A 17102-nucleotide genomic window follows, 5' to 3' on the forward strand; every position below is an offset into this window, starting at 1 on the left:
GTCGGCCGCCGTCGCGGGCGCCGTGCCGGCTGAGTCGGCCGCCGTCGCGGGCGCCGTGCCGGCTGAGTCGGCCGCCGTCGCGGGCGCCGTGCCAGCCGCTGTGGTCAGCGCGCCGGCGACTGGGGCCAGCGCGTCGGCGACCACGGACGCCGGGTCGGCCAGTGCCGCGCTGGCGATGGATCCCACGCCGGAGAGCGGCACCGAGTTCGCCGCCGTCGCCGAGGGCGAGGACGCTGTGGTGCCGGCGGGAGGGGCGCGTGGTGCGTCGGCGGGCCCGGCGGCCGACACCGCACCGGCCAGCGGCCGGTCGGCCGGAGCTGAGCTCGGCGACAGCGGGCACGGCGAGGTGACGCCGGCCGATGCGGCGGACGCTCAGATCGGGACGCCGAAGGACGAGCCGGACGCTTCCGCGGTCCGCTCGGAGTCGACGTGAGTGAAGCGGACACTCCCGACGATCTCCGAGAGGCGGCCCAGCCCGGTGCCGGTGAGGTAACCGCCACCGTGATCGTCAACGCTCCGGCGGAGCACGTCTTCGCGGCGTTGCTGGCCTGGGAACGGCAGTCCGACTGGATCCCGTTCACCAGGGTGCGGGTGGTCGAGGGCGACGGCGGCGAGGGCAGCCTGATCGAGGCCGTCACCACGCTCGGCCCGGCGGTGCTGCGGGACGAGATGCGGGTGGTCCGGGTGGACGCGCCGTACGAGATCGGCGTGGTGCACTGCGGCAAACTGCTGCGCGGCCCGGGTGTGCTGCGCTGTACCCCGCTGGCGAACGGCCGCAGCCAGGTGGTCTGGCACGAGTGGTTCCACGTGCCGGGCGGGACGGCCGGCCGGGTGGCCTGGCCGGTGCTCTGGCCGGGCTCGAAGTTCAGCCTCACCCAGGCGCTGCGGCGCTTCGCCCGCCAGGTCGAGCAGGGCCGCCTACCCTGAGTGCGGGCACGCAGATACCCCAACTTCGCCGAAGTTGCTGCCTCACGGGCTGCACGCTGACACCGCAACTTCGCCGGAGCTGTGTCGATCATCAGGTTGTCGGGGGCCCGCCTACTCTGGACGGCGTGACTGACCTGGTGATCGGTGCCGACGGGCTGGCGCGCTGCGCCTGGGGAGCGAGCACCCCCGACTATGCGGCCTACCACGACACCGAGTGGGGGCAACCACTGCACGGCGACGACGCGCTCTACGAGCGGATCACGTTGGAGGCGTTCCAGTCCGGGTTGTCCTGGTTGACCATTCTGCGCAAGCGGTCGGCGTTCCGGCGAGCCTTCGACGATTTCCGGATCGCCACGGTGGCCGGCTACGGCGAAGCCGAGGTGGCTCGGCTGCTCGCCGACGCGGGCATCGTCCGCAATCGCGCCAAGATCGAGGCGGCCATCGCCAACGCGCGGGCCGCACTGGAGTTGCCCGAAGGGCTGTCCGCGCTGCTCTGGTCCTTCGCCCCGCCCGGCCGGGCCCGGCCCACCAGCAACGCCGAGGTGCCGGCGCTGACCGACGTCTCCACCGCGATGGCCAAGGCGCTCAAGAAGCGCGGCTTCCGGTTTGTCGGCCCGACCACGGCGTACGCGCTGATGCAGGCAACCGGGATGGTCGACGACCACCTCGCGGGCTGCCACGTCGTGCCGGCCGGAGCGGGCGTGATGGGATAAAGCCATGACAACCGACGCCGCACGCCGGGTGAACGGGGCGAGCCACGCGGGAGGTACGGGCACCTGGGCGGTCCTGCTGCCCGCCGGGCGATACGACGCCGAACGGCTCGTCCACCACGACACGCTGGAGCTGACCGGACTGGAGGAGGCCGCCCTGCCCCGCCCGGGTGATCAGGTCGCGGTGCTCGCCGACGAGCCGCCCCGGCTGGTGGCGGTGGGCCGGGTCGCCGCGCCGACCGCTCGGCGTCCGGAGGACCCGGACGACCCACAGTCCGACCGGGGGCCCGGGGCACTGGTGGTGGCGTACACCCGGCGGGCCTTCGACGAGCCGGTGCCGGCCGACGCGCTGGCCCTCGGCGGCCCGGTGACCGCCCTCGACCCGGGCACCTTCCGCGAGCTGGTCGACCGACTCGGCCCGCCGCCGCAGCGACGCTCCTGGCTGGTCAGCCTGGACCTGCCGATCGAGGCCGACTCGCCGGCCGAGGCGGTCCGCCTGTTCTGGGCGTACGTGCAGGAGCTGGGGCCGCGCGAGCTGCCCGCCTTCGTCTCGCCCTCCGGCGACGAGCTGGCCATGCAGGCGTTCGTGCTCGGCGCGGAGGCGAACCAGGATCCGGAGGAGGACGACTGACGCCGCCCCGCGAGCGGCTCAGCGGCCCTCGAAGACCGGCTTCTGCTTGTTGACGAAGGCCATCGTGGCCGCCCGGTGGTCGCTGGTGCCGCCGCAGATCGTCTGCGCCTGCGCCTCGGCGGCCAACGCGTCGGCCAGGGTGCCGGCGTCGGCCACGGAGAGCTGGCGCTTGATCGCCCCGTACGCCACCGTCGGGCCGGCGGCCAGCCGGGCGGCGAGTTCCTGGGCGGCCGGAAGTACGCCCTCGTCGTCGTCCACCAGCCGGTTGAGCAGGCCCAGCTGGCATGCCTCCTCGGCGCGTACCGGCTCGGCCAGCATCAGCATCTCGACGGCCTTGGCGTGGCCGACCAGCCGGGGCAACGTCCAGGACGCGCCGGTGTCGGCGGCGAGCCCCACCTTGGCGAAGGCCATCAGGAAGCTGGTCGACGGGCCGCCGATCCGGATGTCGGCCAGGAACGCCAGCGAGGCACCGGCCCCGGCGGCCATCCCGCGGACCGCGGCCACCACCGGCTTGGGCAGCCCGGCCAGCCGGGCGGCGATCGGGTTGTAGTGGGCCTGGACGGTGTCCAGCGGGTTGCCGGCTCCCGCCTCCAGGGCGCCCACGTGCTCGCGCAGGTCCTGGCCGGCGCAGAACGACCCGCCGGCCCCGGCGAGCACCACCGCCCGGCAGCTCCGGTCCGCCTCCAGTTCCGCGAGGACGTCCCGTAGCGCCTCCTTCAGCGCCACGTCGAGCGCGTTCATCGCCGTCGGGCGGTTCAACGTGAGGGTGACGACGGCATCGGTACGGTCAACGAGCAGCGGGTCGGTCACTTTCGGCGATCCTTCGGTCGGGCTGGCCGGTTACCACCGTCGAGGCACTGCTCGACATACCGGTCGGCGGCCGGCCGGAGCCGGGCCGCGTGGCGGTCGAAGAAGCCGGCCGCGGCGATGCCGGGCCAGCGTTCGGGCAGCAGCGCCGGAGGCAACTGTGGGTCCCGGAAGAGGAAAGTGCGCCACGCGTGCACCAACCGGAACCGGGCCGCGTACGCGTCCTCGTCGTTGCTGCGGGCGGTGATCCCGGCCAGCGCCGCCCGCTGCTCGGCGACGAAGCGCTCGTACGCCCGGCCGATCTCGGCCAGGTCCCAGGCCCGGCGGACCAGGCCCATCGCGCCGGGAGTGCCGGCGGCGTGCACGGCGCTGAACCGCTCGAAGCGCACGCCCGCCTCGCTGAGCAGCAGGTCGACGTCCTCGGCCGACCGGGTGGCGACCCAGGTGTGCTCGTCGAGCGTGCCGTAGCCGAGGTAGCGCAGGGTGGCGGCGAGTCGTTGGCGCTCCCGACGCGCGGTCGGGGCGTCCAGCACCAGCAGGTCGAACCGGCCGTCCCAGGTGATCCGGCCGGTGCGGTAGATCCGGGAAGCGGCCTCGTCCAGTCGGCGAGCGGCTTTCGGTGTGATCGAATAGCCCGGTCCGGAGGCCAGTTTCAGCGGTTCGAGCCAGCCCTGACGGACCATCCGGGAGACCGCCGTCCGGACGGCCGGTGGGGCGATCCCGAGCGGTGCCAGGAGCTTGACCAGGGCGGCGACCGGTGCGCGGCCACCCCGGGGCCGGAGGTGGTCGCCGTACAGGTCGAAGAGCGCCGACCGTGCCTGCATGACCGCACATTGTGACAGGCCATCTCGGGATAAGCTAGATGCTGTTACATCAATGCTGCTTCAGTTTGGGTCCGGCGGTGTTCATCAGGGAAAATCGTTGGTCGACAACTCCCGTGCGCTGTGCGGGTGGTCATGGCTAAGTGGCTGTGGGGCAACCCACCGACCCTGGTGTAGGTCTGAGGGGAGACAACATGGCGGCGATGAAGCCGCGGACGGGCGACGGTCCGCTGGAAGTCACCAAGGAGGGCCGGGGCATCGTCATGCGCGTTCCGCTGGAGGGCGGTGGCCGGCTCGTCGTCGAGATGACTCCCGACGAGGCGACGGCGCTCAGCGACGCGCTGAAGGCGGCCACCGGCTGATCAAGGCCGGTCCGTTGGCGACGTTCGCCGCCGCGGACGGTTTCGTCCGGCCCTGAGCCATCGGTTTCGCCGATGGCTCAGGGCCTCCATACCATTTCGCGGGCGTACGACTCGCGGTTTCTTCAGGAGGTACGGCTCCGCGTGCTCGCCATCCGTCTGACTGCCGAGCCGGACCGGCTCGACACCGTGGCCCTGCCCGTCCGGCCGAGCGGTGCCGACGAGGCGCCGGCTGAGCCGGTCCCGACCGCCGTGGCGCTGCCCGACGGGGTCGCCGACACAGCCGTCGCGCTGGTTCCGCTGGCGCGGCTGACCGGCCGGGCAGGTGAGGTTCGTGACCAGCTGCGACCGGGTGCTGTTCCGACCCGGCTGTTGCTGGTGGGAATCGGCGAGGGCGACGAGGCCGCGTGGCGGTCGGCCGGGGCGGCGCTGGTCCGGGCAGCCAAGGATGAGACACATGTCACATTCGGGTTGCCGGTCGGCGTGTCGCCGGAGGCGATCCGTGGCCTCGTCGAGGGGCTGCTACTCGGCTCGTACCGGTTCCGGCTGGGTGCCGACGCCGATGCCCCCGCGCTGGCCGGCGTCGACCTGGCGGTCGCCGATCCCGACGCCCACGAGCAGGCGGTGGAACTGGCCCGCACGACCGCCCGGATGACCCGCCTGGCCAGAGACCTCACCAACACCCCCTCCTCGGTCAAGAACCCCCAGTGGTTCGCCGACCAGGTCGCCGAGGCCGCCGCCGGGCTGCCCGGGCTGCGGCTGCGGGTGCGTGAGCCGGAGCAACTGGCCGCCGAGGGATTCGGCGGGATCCTCGCCGTCGGCGCCGGCTCGGCCAGCGGTCCGCGGCTGGTGGAGCTGGACTGGCAGCCGACCGAGGCCGCTACCCACGTGGTGTTGGCCGGCAAGGGCATCACCTTCGACACCGGCGGCATCTCGATCAAGCCGGTGCCGGCGATGAAGCTGATGCGCAAGGACATGGCCGGGGCGGCGGCCGTCGTTGCGGCCACCCTCGGCGCGGCGGCGTTGCGGCTACCGGTCCGGGTCACCGCGCTCGCCCCGCTGGCCGAGAACATGGTCAGCGGCGGCGCCTTCCGACCCGGCGACGTCGTCCGCCACTACGGCGGGCTGACCAGCGAGACGACCAACTCCGACGCCGAGGGGCGGTTGGTCCTCGCCGACGCGCTGGCGTACGCCGTGCAGGAGCTCAAGCCGGATCTGCTGATCGACCTGGCCACCCTGACCGGGGCGAACGCGGTCGCGCTCGGCACCCGTACCGGCGCCCTCTACAGCGACAACGACCAGCTTGCCAAGGATCTGCTGGCCGCCATCGACGCGGCGGGCGAGTCCGCCTGGCGGATGCCGCTGACCGCCGACTACGTCGAGCACCTCGGCAGCGACCTGGCCGACCTGTACAGTGCGCCCACGCAGGGCGCCGGATCCGTGCTCGCCGCGCTCTACCTGCGCGAGTTCACCGGTGACCTGCGTGAGCGATGGCTGCACGTCGACATGTCCGCGCCCTCCTGGTGCGAGCGGGACGACGCGGAGCTGACCCGGGGCGCGACCGGATGGGGCGTACGCGGCCTGCTGCGCTGGCTGGCCACGTTCGCCTGACCGGGGTGGCTCAGCACCTGACTGCGGCGAGCAGCCCGCTTCCCACGGGCAGCAGCGCCGGCACCCAGTGCTCCGACTCACGGATGGCCTTGACCGTCTCGCGCACCGTCACCGTGTCCGCGTCGCGCGCCGCCGGATCGCCGATCCGCCCTCCGGCGAATGCGCCGTTGAGCACCAGCACACCTCCCGGGCGCAGCAGCCGCAGGGCGGCCTCCACGCAGGCGGTGAAACCGGTCGCCTCGGCGTCGACGAAGACCAGGTCGTACGCGCCGTCCGCCAGCCGGGGCAGGACGTCCAGCGCCCGACCGGTGATGATCCGCGTTCGGCCGGCGGCGAATCCGGACTCGGCGAAGATGCGTCGGGCGATCCGTTGGTGCTCCACCTCGACGTCGATGGTGGTGAGCACCCCGTCGGCGCGCATGCCGCGCAGCAGCCACACGCCGCTGACTCCGGTGCCGGTGCCGATCTCGACCACCGCACGGGCGTTGCCGGCGGCGGCGAGAAGGCGCAAGGCGGCACCCGCGCCGGGGGTGACCGCTTCGAGGCCGACTTCGCGGGCGAGGCTGCGCGCGGTGCGCAGCACGAGATCCTCGGTGACGTACGACTCGGCGAACTGCGAAGTCGGGTTCGTCGAACTGCCGGAACCGGCGACCGTGGCGATGGGACACCTCCGGGCGGCGAGCATGATGCGTGGGGCGGGTGGGCACTGTGACTCTAGAGGCGGCCCGCCAGGGCCGCAGCCGGGCGTCCACCCGCAGTGACAACCGCTGACCCCGTGAGGCGTATCCGTGCAATCCTGGAAGCGGTATCCCGTCGACCGCTCACGGGCGGTACCCGATCGCGGGACGTGGATGCCGGGGACGGAGTGGGAGGCACCGAGTGACCGACGGCTGGGACTGGCGCCAGCCCGGCGGGAGCGGCGTACCGGCGGGGCAGCCGGTGCCCGGGCACCCGCCGGTGGGTTCGCCGGCGACACCGCAGCAAGGCGGCCAGCCGGCCGCGTCACCGTTGCGGAGCGGCCACGCGGCGTCGCCATGGTGGTCGGATGCGCTCGCCGACCCGTGGCGAGACCCGCACGCGCCGGCGGCGGTGGTGATACCGGTGGCACCGGCCCCGGGATCCGAGCCGGAACCGGTCACCGACCCGGACGCGCCCGGGCGGCCGAGACTGCACCAACTGATGCTCATCACGCTGATCAGCGCCCTGCTGGCCGGCACGCTCGGTGGTGCCCTCGGGTACGCCTTCGCCGTCCGTGGCGGGGCGGTCGCGCCGGTCCTCGGCGCCCCTGCGGGCTCGGCTCCCACGCTCGCGCAACGGCCGCCGGAGTCGCTGGCCGGGGTCGCCGAGCGGGTCCTGCCCAGCGTGGTGACCGTCCGGGTGGCCGGGGTGGCTGGCACGAGCGAGGGCTCCGGCTTCATCGCCAGCGCCGACGGGCACGTGATCACCAACGATCACGTGGTCGCGGGTGGCAGCGGGCGGGCGTCGGTGATCTTCAACGACGGTAGTACCGCCTCTGCGAGGGTGGTGGGCCAGGATCCGGAGTCCGACATCGCGGTGATCAAGGTCTCCCGCAACGGGCTGCGGCCGGTCGAGTTCGGCGACTCCGACGCGCTGGCGGTGGGCGACCCGGTGCTGGCCATCGGTTCACCGTTGTCGCTGGCCAACACGGTCACCGCGGGCATCGTCAGCGCCCTGGACCGGACGATGCAGGCCGGTGAGCCCGGCGGGCCGACGCGCTACTACGCCGCGATCCAGACCGACGCCGCGGTCAACCACGGCAACTCGGGTGGGCCGCTGGTCGACGCGGCCGGGCGGGTGATCGGGGTGAACTCCACCATCAAGTCCCTGGTCTCCGACGGTCAGGAGGCGGGCAACATCGGTCTCGCCTTCGCCATTCCGATCAACCAGGCCAAGCGGATCACACAGGACATCATCGGCACCGGCAAGGCCCGCCGTACGGTGATCGGCGCCCAGGTCGGTGGCCCCGGCTCAGGCACCGGCGGCTCGGGCGTACGCCTCGCGGCGGTCGAGCCGTCCGGCCCGGCGGCCGGCGCCGGGCTCCAAACCGGTGACGTGATCCTGAAGCTCAACGGCCGCCCGATGAGCGAGCCGACCGACCTGATCGCCCTGGTCCGCAAATACGCGCCCGGTTCGGTGGTGACCGTCGAGTACCGCCGGGGCTCCACCCGGCAGAACGCCTCGGTGACCCTCGCCGCGGATGTGAAGTGACCGCTCGCCCTCTTCTGGCCGGGCCCCCGACGTGCGTACCCTGGCCTCGTAGCCGGGGAGGAGGCCCAGCGTGTTCGAGAACCTGAACGTGTGGGAGGTCGGTGCGCTGCTGCTGCTGGCGCTACTGATCTTCGGCGACCGGCTGCCGGCGGTGATCGCTGACGGGCTGCGCATGGTGCGAAACCTCCGCGCCATGGCCCGCAACGCCACCAGCGACCTGAGCAAGGAACTCGGCACCGACATCCAGCTGGAGGACCTGCACCCCAAGGCGTTCATCCGCAAGCACCTGCTCAGCGAAGAGGACGAGCAGGCGATCCGGAAGCCGTTGCAGGGCATCTACGACGATCTCCGCGCGGACGTCACGAACGTGCACAAGGACCTCAAGGAGGTGGCTACCGCAGCGGATCCCCGCTCGTCCGCCGCCTCGTCGTCGTCGGGCTCCGCACCGGCCGGCGGCGCGGCCCCGGCTCCCCGCGCAGCCGGCTACGACGAGATGACCTGACGGCGACCCGGCCGGCTGGGCAGAGCGGCCCGGTGGGGCCAGCGAGCGGCCGGCTGGGCGGGGCGGCGCGGAAGAGCCAGCGAGCGGCCGGCTGGGCGGGGCGGCCCGGTGGGGTCAGCGGCCGGCCGGCTTGAGGCCCAGCGGTTTGCCGAGCAGCGACTCGCGCCGCAGCGCGAGACGGTCGGCGACCTGGTTCAGCGCCTTCGCCGCCGGGGAGTCCGGCTCGGCGAGCACGATCGGATTCCCCTCGTCGCCCGCCTCCCGGACCCGGGTGTCCAGCGGCACCTGGCCGAGCAGCGGCACCTGCGCGCCGATGGTCCGGGTCAGCGAGTCGGCCACGGTCTGGCCGCCGCCGGCACCGAAGACCTCCATCCGGGAGCCGTCCGGCAGCTCCAGCCAGGACATGTTCTCGATCACACCGACCACCCGCTGGTGGGTCTGCAGGGAGATCGCGCCGGCCCGCTCGGCCACCTCAGCGGCGGCGGCCTGCGGCGTGGTGACCACCAGGATCTCGGCGTTGGGCAGCAGTTGGGCCAGGGAGATGGCCACGTCGCCGGTGCCCGGAGGCAGGTCGAGCAGGAGAACGTCGAGGTCGCCCCAGTAGACGTCGGCGAGGAACTGCTGCAACGCGCGGTGCAGCATCGGGCCGCGCCAGACCACGGCGGCGTTGCCGGCAGTGAACATGCCGATCGAGATGACCTTCACGCCATGCGACTGAGGCGGCATGATCATGTCTTCGACCCGGGTGGGCCGGCCGTCCGCGCCGAGCATCCGGGGCACGGAGTGTCCGTAGATGTCCGCGTCCACCACGCCGACGGAGAGACCCCGGGCGGCCAGGGACGCGGCCAGGTTCACCGTCACGCTGGACTTGCCCACGCCACCCTTGCCGCTGGCCACCGCGTACACCCGGGTACGCGAGCCGGGCTGGGCGAAGGGGATGACGGGCTCCTCGGTCGCGCCGCCGCGCAGCTTGGTCTGTAGTGCCTGGCGCTGCTCGGGGCTCATCACCCCGAAGATGACCTCGACGCCGGCAACCCCGGCCACCGCGCCCACCGCGTCGGTGATGTCCGAGCGCAGCTTGTCCTTCAGCGGGCAGCCGGCCACCGTGAGCAGCAGCTCGACCCGGACCACACCGTCCTCGCCGATCTCGGCGGAGCGGACCATGCCGAGCTCGGTGATCGGCCGGCGGATCTCCGGGTCGTTGACGGTGGCCAGGGCGGCCTGGATGGCGTCGTTGACGGTGCTGACGGGAGCTGACATGCCCGCAATGCTACGTCGGTCGGGATCCGGGACCAGGGTCAGCGGTGCCCGATGTGAGCGAGTCGGTCAGCTCTCCGGAGGACGCCCCGCCCCGGCGTCGCCGACTCCGCCACCGGACTGGTCGCGGGCTTCGCCACCGGACTGGTCGCGGGCTTCGCCACCGGACCGGTCGCCATCCAGTTCGTCAAGGGGCTCGTCGAGCCCGTCGCCGTCGCCGGTACGCGGAACGGCCTCCGTCCGCTGCCGGCGCTCCAGCCGCCGCCGGCGCAGCGTCACCTCGTCCAGTTCCTCGGCCAGCCGGGACAGCTCCGAGCGGACGAAGTCCCGGGTCGCCACCTCGCCCAATGCGATACGCAGCGCGGCGATCTCCCGGGCCAGGTACTCGGTGTCGGCCTTCTGCATGGTGGCCCGGCGCCGATCCTCCTCCAGCGCCACCCGATCCCGGTCCGACTGGCGGTTCTGCGCCAGCAGGATCAGCGGTGCCGCGTACGACGCCTGGATGGAGAGGATCAGCGTGAGGAAGGTGAAGGTGTACGGGTCGAAGCGAAGGTTCTCCGGAGTGAGGGTGTTCCAGACGAACCAGAGCGCCAGGACCAGGGTCATGTACACGATGAAGAGCGCCGTGCCCATGCCCCGCGCGATGCCCTCGGCCCACCGGCCGAAAGTCTCCTGATCGACTCGGGGCAACCGCACGCCGCGTGGCTCCCGAGGCAGGTCCAGCCGCTCGGCGCGTCGCTGATCAGCCATTGCGGTGCTCCGTGGTGGCGGTGGTCGGTTTCATCGTCGCCTCCGAGGCGGTGTTCGCGCCATCGCGCTCCCGCCAGTCCCGGGGCAGCGAATGATCCAGCACGTCGTCCACGGTGACGGCGCCCACCAGGCGGTTGTTCCGGTCGATCACCGGCATGGCCACCAGATCGTAGGTGGCCATCCGGCGGGTGATCTCCGGTAGCGGGGTGGCCGGGCGCAACGGGTCGATGTCGTTGACCACCACCCCGCCGAGCAGATCGGCGGGCGGCTCGCGGAGCAGCCGCTGGAAGTGCACCATGCCGAGGTAACGGCCGGTCGGGGTGGTCATCGGCGTACGGGCCACGAACACCTGCGCGGCCACCGCCGGGGACAACTGCGGCTCCCGGATCCGCGCCAACGCCTCCGCGACGGTGGCGTCCGGCGGCAGGATGACCGGTTCGGAGGTCATGACGCTGCCAGCCGTGCCCGGGGTGTACTTCAGCAACTGCCGCACCGGGTCGGCCTCGTCCGGTTCCATCAGGTCGAGCAACACGTCCTGCTCCGGCGGGGGCAACTCGCCGAGCAGGTCGGCGGCGTCGTCCGGATCCATCACCTCCAGGACGTCGGCGGCCCGCCTGCGACCCAGCGCGGCGAGGATCTCGACCTGATCGCGTTCGGGCAGCTCACTGATGACGTCGGCGAGCAACTGGTCGTCCAGGGCCGCGGCAATCTCGTTACGCCGAGCGTCGGGCAGGTCCTGCAACGCGTTCGCCATGTCGGCCGGGCGCAGGTCCGAGAGGATGGCCAGCAGGTTCGCGGTGCCGCGGGTGTCGGCGGCGCCGCCGAGTCCGCGTACCTTCTCCCACTCGACCTGCTGCAGGTTGCCCCGGCGGGCGAGCCGGCCGGTCTGTTCGCGGACGGCCACCCGGACCAACGACCACTCGCCGGCACGGCTGCACTCCATCGCCACGTCCACCACCGTCGCCGCCCGCCCGTCCGGCTCGATCTGCACCCGGCGGTCCAGCAGTTCCTGGAGCACCAGCAGCTCGTTCGGACGCTTCTCGAACCGACGCAGGTTCAACGTGCCGCTGCCCAGCACGATCGCTTCGGCATCGATCGTGGTGATCCGGTTGATGGACAGGAAGATCCGCCGCCGCAGCGGCATCTCGGCGACCAGGCCCACCACCTCGGGCGGTCGTTGGGCAGGACGCAGCCGGGCCACCGCGTCGCGGACCCGGCCAACCTGATCGCCATTGGGATCGAAGACGGCCACTCCGGCGAGACGGGCGACGTACACCCGGGTCGGCGTGCTCACGCGCACCAGCCTAAGGGCCTAGGGTTTATCAACATGTCGACCTTGGCTTACGAGATCGTGGACGTGTTCACCGACCGTCCGTACGCCGGGAACCCGCTCGCAGTGGTGTTCGGCGCCGAGGAGCTGGCGACCGAGCAGATGCAGCAGCTGGCCCGGGAGTTCAACCTCTCGGAGACGGTCTTCGTGCTGCCCGCCACCCAGGTCGGTGCCACCTACCGCGCCCGGATCTTCACCCCCACCGAGGAACTGCCGTTCGCCGGTCATCCCAGCGTCGGCGCGGCGGTCACCGCCAGCCGACGGGGCCTGTTCGGTATGGGGCAGATCACCCAGGAGTGCCATGCCGGCGTGCTGCTCATCGACGTGACCGACGGCGGCGCGACCCTGACCGGTGGCAATCCCACGCTCGGCCCGGAACTGGACCCGGAACCCTTGCTGGAGATGGCCGGACTGACCGCCGAGGACCACTCCGGCCCGCCGCCCCGGGTGGCCGGCTGCGGCCTGGAGTTCCCGTTCCTGCCGGTACGTCCCGACGCCCTGGCCCGCGCACAGGTCAACCCGGTCGCGGCGCGGCGGTACGGCATCGAGCATGTCAGCGTCTTCTCCTGGAACGCCGCCACGCAAACCGCCCACGCCCGGGTCTTCGTTCCCAGCCTCGGTGTGCCCGAGGACCCGGCGACCGGATCGGCCGCGCTCGGCCTGGGGGTCTGGCTGGTCGCCAGCGGCCTGCTGCCAGCGGAGGGAAAATCGTCGTACACCGTCCGGCAGGGTGTCGAGATGGGCCGGCCGTCCTCGCTGGCCTGCACGGTCACCGCGGACGGCGGTGTGGCGGTGGGTGCCACCGTCGCTGGCCAGGTGATGGCGGTGGCGCGAGGAGAGATCCTGGTCCCGCCGTTCGTCGGCTGACACCACCCCACGGGCGAGTACGAGAGGATGTTCCGGTGACCGACGAGCGCGACCGCAGCCCCCTGGTCGACGAGGCGATGAAGAAGGCGTCCGTGGCCTGGGTCGCGGTGTCCGGTGGCCCGTCGTTCGCCCTGTGGTGCGTGCCGCTGGAGAACGCGCTGTTCGTGGTCACCGGGCCCGGCGAGCAGGCCGCGCCGGGATTGGCCGAGGCCGACGAGGCGCAGGTGACGCTCCGTGGTGACCACGGCGGCCGGATCGTGACCTGGCCGGCACGGGTGACCCGGGTCGTCCCGGGGACCGACGAGTGGGAGACGCTGGCCCCGCTGGTGGGCGCCAAGCGGCTGAACGCGTCGGGCCCCACCGTGGACCTGGTGGCCCGCTGGGCCGCAGACGACTGCGCCCTGCTCCGACTGGCTCCCGCCGGCACACCGGTACACGGCGCGGAGCTGCCCGACGGCTCGCTCGCGGAACCGCCCCGGCCGGCACCGGTGGTCCGTCCGACCCGCAGGCCGTTCCGGTTGCACCGGGTCCGGCGCCGCTGACGTACGTCGGATATTGCCTGGTCACGGCGGCGCGATGCTTGATCGTGAGTGACCCCTGACGCAGCGTGCCGGTCGGTGACATGTGAGGATTTCGCCTTGTGTCTGCCGAACCCCGCCGACCACCGCTGGACCTGCTCACCACCGGAGCACTGGCGCTCGCCGTCGTCGCCGTCTCCTCGTCCGCGCCGCTGATCGCCTTCGCCGCCGCCCCCGCCCTGGCCGTGGCGTTCTGGCGCAACCTGATCGCGGTCACCGCGCTGAGCCCGTTCGTGTTGGTGCGTCGGCGGGCCGAGTTCGGGCGGCTGATCGGCGGTACCGGGCGGCGGGAGGGCATGTTCTGCGTGCTTTCCGGCGTGGCCCTGGCGGCCCATTTCGCCACCTGGATGCCGAGTGCGAAGCTGACCTCGGTCGCCGCGGCGGCGGCACTGGTCGCCACCCAGCCGGTCTGGCAGGGCCTGATCGCCCGAGTTCAGGGCCGGCGGCTGCCGTTGGGGGTGTGGGCCGGCGTGGGCGTGTCCGTCGTCGGTGCGATGCTGGCCACCGGTGCCGACTTCACCGTCTCCGGCGCGGCCTTCGCCGGAGACCTGCTGGCGTTGGCCGGCGGCATGTTCGCGGCGGTCTACGTCGCGCTGGGCGAGCGTGCCCGGGTCACCGTCAGCACCGCCACCTACACCACGATCTGCTACAGCGTGTGCGGGCTGATCCTGCTGGTGGTCTGCCTGGTCGGTCGGGTGCCCCTGGGCGGCTTCGACACCGGGACCTGGCTGGCCGTGCTGGCCCTGGTCGCCGGGGCCCAACTGCTCGGCCATTCGATGTTCAGCTATGCGCTGCGGCGGATCCCGGCCACCACGATCAGTGTGCTGATCCTGCTGGAGGTGCCCGGGGCTGCGCTGATCGGCTGGGCCTGGCTGGGCCAACTGCCCGCCCCGGCGACCCTGCCCGGCCTGGCGCTGGTCGTGGCCGGCGTCGCCGTGGTGGTGCTCTCCAGCGCCCGGACGGCCCGCCGCGCCTCGCTGCCTCCCGCCGCCGTCCCCGCCGCCCCGGCACCGGTACCCGACTGAGGTCGGCCGTTGCGCAGTCGACGGCCAGTGAGATCCTCCACAGGTCCGTTCGCCCCGGTCACGCCGTGAGGTTACCGTGGCGTCACACGTGCCTGTGCAATCGTCGAATCGGGCCGTGCCGGGAGGAGAACAATCGATGGCCGCTGTTGGGCGACCCCGCCGGTCCTGCCTGGCCGTGCCCGGATCCAGCGTCAAGATGCTCGGCAAGGCCCAGGGTCTGCCGGCCGACCAGGTCTTCCTGGATCTGGAGGACGCGGTCGCGCCGCTGGCGAAGTCGGATGCCCGCAAGAACATCGTGGCGGCGCTCAACGAGGGCGACTGGACGGGAAAGACCCGGGTGGTCCGAGTCAACGACCTCACCACACCGTGGACGTACCGGGACGTGATCGACGTCGTGGAGGGGGCGGGCGCCAACCTCGACTGCGTGATGCTGCCCAAGGTGCAGGACGCCGTCCAGGTGCAGTGGTTGGACCTGACGCTCACCCAACTGGAGAAGACGCTCGGCCTCCAGGTGGGGCGGATCGGCATCGAGGCGCAGATCGAGAACGCTGCCGGCCTGGTCAACGTCGACGCCATCGCCGCCGCTTCGCCCCGAGTGGAAACCATCGTCTTCGGCCCGGCCGACTTCATGGCCTCGATCAACATGAGGTCGCTGATGGTCGGCGGGCTGATTCCGGACTACCCGGGCGACCCGTACCACTACATCCTGATGCGGCTCCTGATGGCCGCCCGGATGCACGACAAGCAGGCCATCGACGGCCCGTTCCTGCAGATCCGGGACGTGGACGCCTTCCGCGAGGCGGCGAAGCGCTCGGCGGCCCTGGGCTTCGACGGCAAGTGGGTGCTGCACCCCGGGCAGATCGAAGCAGCGAACGAGGTCTACTCGCCGGCTCAGGCCGACTACGACCACGCCGAGTTGATCCTCGACGCGTACGAGCACTACACCTCGGCGGCGGGCGGCAAACTCGGCGCGGTCATGCTCGGCGACGAGATGATCGACGAGGCGTCCCGCAAGATGGCGCTGGTGATCGCGGCCAAGGGCCGGGCCGCCGGCATGACGCGTACCTCGACCTTCACGCCGCCGGGGTGACCACCCCAAGGGCCCACCCGGACCGGAGTCGGGGCGGGCGCCTCGGCGTTCAGGTGGTGGACGAGTTCGCGATGGCGATCGCGATGGCCACGACGTAACCGATGATCACCAGCGCGAGCAGGCCGGTGAGGATCCAGCCGACGATGATGGCCGCCTTCGCCATGCCCTCGCCGCCTTCGCCGGTCTCCCGGATCTGGCGCATGGCCACATGCCCCATGATCGCGCCGATCGGCGCGGTGATGCACGAGCCGATCCCGATCAGGGAGAGCACCAGGGCGACGATGGCCAGCGCGTTCGTCTGCTGCTGGGGAAAGCCGTATCCGGGCGGCGGTGGATAGCCGTAGCCGGGCTGGGGCGGCGGCGGGTAGCCGGCGGCCCCCGCGGTGCCCGGCACCGGCCCTGCCCCGGCGTACGGGTCGGTCTGCTGGTACTGGACGGTCGGCTGGTACGGGTCGTACCCGGTGGGCTGCTGCGGTACGGGCTGAGGGCTCACCGGCAGGGTCGGATCGGCCGGCGGGCTGGAAGGCTGGCCGGTCGACGCAGGGTCGGGCCAGCCGCCGGACGGCGGGGGCTGTGTCATCGGGCTCACTTCCGTCGCGATGCTCGGACCCAGTCAGGGTAGCCATCGCCGGGCAACGCCTCGACGCGCCCGGCAAGCGGTGCCGCATTGCTCGACGCCCCGGCAAGGGGCAGGATCTCGGCATGGGCATTGACGCGCGTGCGGCTGACCGGTCCGGCGGCAGATCGAGGCGGGACGTGAGCCGGCCTGGCGTGGCACGACGCTCCCGCGTCGGCACGGCACCGGGTCCCGGCGACGAGAGCACATCGGCCCCGTTGCCCGAGCCGGTGACCATGCGGCTGGACGGCAGGGTCGCCCTGGTGACCGGTGCGGGCAGTCCGGACGGCATCGGGTACGCCACCGCGCGGCGGCTGACCGATCTGGGCGCCCGGGTGGCGATCGTCTCTACCACCCGGCGCATCCACGAGCGCGCCGGCGAACTCGGCGTCACCGGGTTCGTCGCCGACCTCACCGACGAGGCGGAGGTAGGCGCGCTGGCCGACGCGGTTGCCGAACAGCTCGGTGACGTGGAGGTCCTGGTCAACAACGCCGGTCTGGCCAGCCGGGCGAGCCCGGAGGTGCTGCGCCCGGTCGGCCAGCTCAGCTACGACGAATGGCGTGGCGAGATCGACCGCAATCTCACCACCGCGTTTCTGTGCAGCCGGGCGTTCATCGGCGGGATGGCCGAGCGGGGCTGGGGTCGGATCGTGAACCTGGCGGCGACGGCCGGTCCGGTCAATGCGCTGCCCACCGAGGCGGCGTACGCGGCGGCCAAGGCGGGCGTGGTGGGGCTGACCCGGGCGCTGGCGATGGAGATGATCGCCGACGGCGTGACGGTCAACGCGGTGGCCCCGGGCACCATCTACACCGCCGCCTCCACAATGGCCGAGATCAAGCAAGGCCTGGGCACCCCGGTTGGCCGTCCCGGCACCCCCGACGAGGTGGCTGCCGCGATCGCGTTCCTCTGCTCACCGGCGGCGTCCTACATCACCGGCCAGATGCTGGTGGTCGACGGGGGCAACAGCGTGCGGGAGGCCCAGTTCCGCTGA

The 17102-nt window shown here is 72.4% G+C and carries 19 protein-coding genes and 1 pseudogene; 13 read left to right on the forward strand and 7 right to left on the reverse strand.

Annotation, left to right across the window (positions count from 1 at the left end; translation table 11 throughout):
• The 4 genes and pseudogenes from Vqi01_RS04625 to Vqi01_RS04640 all read left to right on the forward strand — a co-directional run.
• Positions 1–433, forward strand: a pseudogene (locus Vqi01_RS04625) (hypothetical protein); the annotation flags it as partial.
• Positions 430–927 carry an SRPBCC family protein gene (locus tag Vqi01_RS04630; RefSeq protein ID WP_204033227.1) on the forward strand — a complete coding sequence of 166 codons (498 nt, stop codon included), beginning with the start codon at positions 430–432 and terminating at the stop codon, positions 925–927. The pseudogene Vqi01_RS04625 and the gene Vqi01_RS04630, both read left to right, overlap by 4 nt.
• 125 nt (positions 928–1052) lie before the next feature.
• Entirely contained in the window at positions 1053–1640 is a 588-nt protein-coding gene (locus Vqi01_RS04635; RefSeq protein WP_204033228.1) for a DNA-3-methyladenine glycosylase I, read from the forward strand.
• A 4-nt stretch (positions 1641–1644) separates the two neighbouring features.
• Positions 1645–2268, forward strand: coding sequence for a hypothetical protein (locus Vqi01_RS04640; RefSeq protein ID WP_204033230.1), 624 nt, complete (start codon positions 1645–1647; stop codon positions 2266–2268).
• An 18-nt stretch (positions 2269–2286) separates the two neighbouring features.
• On the opposite strand, the gene Vqi01_RS04645 is transcribed toward Vqi01_RS04640, so the two are convergent.
• The gene (locus tag Vqi01_RS04645; RefSeq protein WP_204033231.1) at positions 2287–3078 is read right to left on the reverse strand and encodes an enoyl-CoA hydratase-related protein; all 792 of its coding nucleotides are present in this window, start codon (positions 3076–3078) and stop codon (positions 2287–2289) included.
• Positions 3075–3899 (reverse strand): PaaX family transcriptional regulator, encoded by an 825-nt coding sequence (locus Vqi01_RS04650; RefSeq protein WP_204033232.1) that lies wholly within the window; start codon positions 3897–3899, stop codon positions 3075–3077. The genes Vqi01_RS04645 and Vqi01_RS04650 overlap by 4 nt, the downstream gene beginning before the upstream one ends.
• Before the next feature lie 191 nt (positions 3900–4090).
• Here Vqi01_RS04650 and Vqi01_RS04655 point away from each other — a divergent pair, with 191 nt between their 5' ends.
• Together Vqi01_RS04655 and Vqi01_RS04660 are read left to right on the forward strand one after the other, a co-directional pair.
• Complete coding sequence (locus Vqi01_RS04655) at positions 4091–4258, forward strand: DUF3117 domain-containing protein (protein ID WP_189040919.1); 168 nt, start codon at positions 4091–4093, stop codon at positions 4256–4258.
• A gap of 141 nt (positions 4259–4399) precedes the next feature.
• Positions 4400–5866, forward strand: a complete 1467-nt coding sequence (locus tag Vqi01_RS04660) for a leucyl aminopeptidase family protein (protein WP_204033233.1) — start codon at positions 4400–4402, stop codon at positions 5864–5866.
• Between the two features lie 10 nt (positions 5867–5876).
• Here Vqi01_RS04660 and Vqi01_RS04665 read toward each other — a convergent pair whose 3' ends face one another.
• Positions 5877–6551 carry an O-methyltransferase gene (locus Vqi01_RS04665; RefSeq protein WP_275408713.1) on the reverse strand — a complete coding sequence of 225 codons (675 nt, stop codon included), beginning with the start codon at positions 6549–6551 and terminating at the stop codon, positions 5877–5879.
• Positions 6552–6745: 194 nt separating this feature from the next.
• On the opposite strand from Vqi01_RS04665, the gene Vqi01_RS04670 reads away from it, so the two are divergent.
• Positions 6746–8095 (forward strand): S1C family serine protease, encoded by a 1350-nt coding sequence (locus tag Vqi01_RS04670; RefSeq protein ID WP_204033235.1) that lies wholly within the window; start codon positions 6746–6748, stop codon positions 8093–8095.
• A gap of 70 nt (positions 8096–8165) precedes the next feature.
• Positions 8166–8597 (forward strand): twin-arginine translocase TatA/TatE family subunit, encoded by a 432-nt coding sequence (locus Vqi01_RS04675; RefSeq protein ID WP_204033236.1) that lies wholly within the window; start codon positions 8166–8168, stop codon positions 8595–8597.
• A gap of 114 nt (positions 8598–8711) precedes the next feature.
• Here the strand turns inward: Vqi01_RS04675 and Vqi01_RS04680 are convergent, their stop codons facing one another.
• The 3 genes from Vqi01_RS04680 to Vqi01_RS04690 all read right to left on the reverse strand — a co-directional run bounded on the left by Vqi01_RS04680 (position 8712) and on the right by Vqi01_RS04690 (position 11898).
• On the reverse strand, positions 8712–9857 hold the full coding sequence (locus Vqi01_RS04680; protein ID WP_204033237.1) for an Mrp/NBP35 family ATP-binding protein: 1146 nt from the start codon (positions 9855–9857) through the stop codon (positions 8712–8714).
• A gap of 66 nt (positions 9858–9923) precedes the next feature.
• Positions 9924–10604, reverse strand: a complete 681-nt coding sequence (locus tag Vqi01_RS04685) for a DUF1003 domain-containing protein (protein WP_204033238.1) — start codon at positions 10602–10604, stop codon at positions 9924–9926.
• A complete protein-coding gene (locus Vqi01_RS04690; RefSeq protein ID WP_204033240.1) occupies positions 10597–11898 on the reverse strand; it encodes a magnesium transporter MgtE N-terminal domain-containing protein in 1302 nt (433 codons plus the stop codon). Before Vqi01_RS04690 ends, Vqi01_RS04685 begins: the two co-directional genes overlap by 8 nt.
• 33 nt (positions 11899–11931) lie before the next feature.
• On the opposite strand from Vqi01_RS04690, the gene Vqi01_RS04695 reads away from it, so the two are divergent.
• The 4 genes from Vqi01_RS04695 (at position 11932) to Vqi01_RS04710 (ending at position 15494) form a co-directional block, all read left to right on the forward strand.
• Positions 11932–12801 carry a PhzF family phenazine biosynthesis protein gene (locus Vqi01_RS04695; protein WP_204033241.1) on the forward strand — a complete coding sequence of 290 codons (870 nt, stop codon included), beginning with the start codon at positions 11932–11934 and terminating at the stop codon, positions 12799–12801.
• Between the two features lie 77 nt (positions 12802–12878).
• Positions 12879–13343, forward strand: a complete 465-nt coding sequence (locus Vqi01_RS04700; protein ID WP_372444313.1) for a hypothetical protein — start codon at positions 12879–12881, stop codon at positions 13341–13343.
• A gap of 98 nt (positions 13344–13441) precedes the next feature.
• The gene (locus Vqi01_RS04705; RefSeq protein WP_204033243.1) at positions 13442–14404 is read left to right on the forward strand and encodes a DMT family transporter; all 963 of its coding nucleotides are present in this window, start codon (positions 13442–13444) and stop codon (positions 14402–14404) included.
• A gap of 136 nt (positions 14405–14540) precedes the next feature.
• Positions 14541–15494: an HpcH/HpaI aldolase/citrate lyase family protein gene (locus Vqi01_RS04710; RefSeq protein ID WP_204033244.1), complete on the forward strand. Its 954-nt coding sequence runs from the start codon at positions 14541–14543 to the stop codon at positions 15492–15494.
• A 49-nt stretch (positions 15495–15543) separates the two neighbouring features.
• On the opposite strand, the gene Vqi01_RS04715 is transcribed toward Vqi01_RS04710, so the two are convergent.
• Positions 15544–16074 carry a DUF4190 domain-containing protein gene (locus Vqi01_RS04715; RefSeq protein ID WP_204033246.1) on the reverse strand — a complete coding sequence of 177 codons (531 nt, stop codon included), beginning with the start codon at positions 16072–16074 and terminating at the stop codon, positions 15544–15546.
• Between the two features lie 191 nt (positions 16075–16265).
• Here Vqi01_RS04715 and Vqi01_RS04720 point away from each other — a divergent pair, with 191 nt between their 5' ends.
• Complete coding sequence (locus tag Vqi01_RS04720) at positions 16266–17102, forward strand: SDR family NAD(P)-dependent oxidoreductase (protein ID WP_372444304.1); 837 nt, start codon at positions 16266–16268, stop codon at positions 17100–17102.

The sequence above is a fragment of the Micromonospora qiuiae genome (assembly GCF_016863555.1).
In the GTDB taxonomy this organism is placed as follows: Bacteria; Actinomycetota; Actinomycetes; order Mycobacteriales; family Micromonosporaceae; genus Micromonospora; species Micromonospora qiuiae.

Bases quoted from the DNA above. Each gene is read 5' to 3' on its own strand.
- Vqi01_RS04640 (WP_204033230.1), top strand. From the start codon at position 1,645: ATGACAACCGACGCCGCACGCCGGGTGAACGGGGCGAGCCACGCGGGA.
- Vqi01_RS04655 (WP_189040919.1), top strand. From the start codon at position 4,091: ATGGCGGCGATGAAGCCGCGGACGGGCGACGGTCCGCTGGAAGTCACC.
- Vqi01_RS04700 (WP_372444313.1), top strand. From the start codon at position 12,879: ATGAAGAAGGCGTCCGTGGCCTGGGTCGCGGTGTCCGGTGGCCCGTCG.
- Vqi01_RS04715 (WP_204033246.1), bottom strand. From the start codon at position 16,074: ATGACACAGCCCCCGCCGTCCGGCGGCTGGCCCGACCCTGCGTCGACC.
- Vqi01_RS04710 (WP_204033244.1), top strand. From the start codon at position 14,541: ATGGCCGCTGTTGGGCGACCCCGCCGGTCCTGCCTGGCCGTGCCCGGA.
- Vqi01_RS04695 (WP_204033241.1), top strand. From the start codon at position 11,932: ATGTCGACCTTGGCTTACGAGATCGTGGACGTGTTCACCGACCGTCCG.
- Vqi01_RS04685 (WP_204033238.1), bottom strand. From the start codon at position 10,604: ATGGCTGATCAGCGACGCGCCGAGCGGCTGGACCTGCCTCGGGAGCCA.
- Vqi01_RS04680 (WP_204033237.1), bottom strand. From the start codon at position 9,857: ATGTCAGCTCCCGTCAGCACCGTCAACGACGCCATCCAGGCCGCCCTG.
- Vqi01_RS04665 (WP_275408713.1), bottom strand. From the start codon at position 6,551: ATGCTCGCCGCCCGGAGGTGTCCCATCGCCACGGTCGCCGGTTCCGGC.
- Vqi01_RS04650 (WP_204033232.1), bottom strand. From the start codon at position 3,899: ATGCAGGCACGGTCGGCGCTCTTCGACCTGTACGGCGACCACCTCCGG.